Source organism: Stenotrophomonas sp. SrG (assembly GCF_050031795.1).
Taxonomy (GTDB): domain Bacteria; phylum Pseudomonadota; class Gammaproteobacteria; order Xanthomonadales; family Xanthomonadaceae; genus Stenotrophomonas; species Stenotrophomonas rhizophila_A.
Map to the genome: position 1 here is coordinate 1 of NZ_JBNBBE010001265.1, position 237 is coordinate 237.

General features: G+C 33.3%; 1 protein-coding gene. It reads right to left on the minus strand.

The features are described 5' to 3' along the window. Positions 1-237 (minus strand): hypothetical protein (locus ACQG3P_RS23485; RefSeq protein WP_426806388.1); only part of this gene is annotated, 237 nt, incomplete at both ends.

The window sequence follows — 237 nt, forward strand, 5'->3', positions numbered from 1 at the left end:
GTGTTTTTTGTTGGTTTGTGGGTTTTTGTTGGGGTGTTTTTTTTTTTGTTTTTTTTTGTTGGGTTGTTTGTTGTTTTTTGGTTTGGTCTTTGTTTTGTTGTTTTTTTTTTTTTGTTTTTTTTTTTTTGTTGGTCTGGGTTTTTGTTTTTTTTTTTTTTTTTGTTTTAATGGGTTTTTTTTGGTGGTTTTTTTTTTTGGGGGGGGGGGGTTTGGGGTGGGGGGGGGACGCCGTAAACA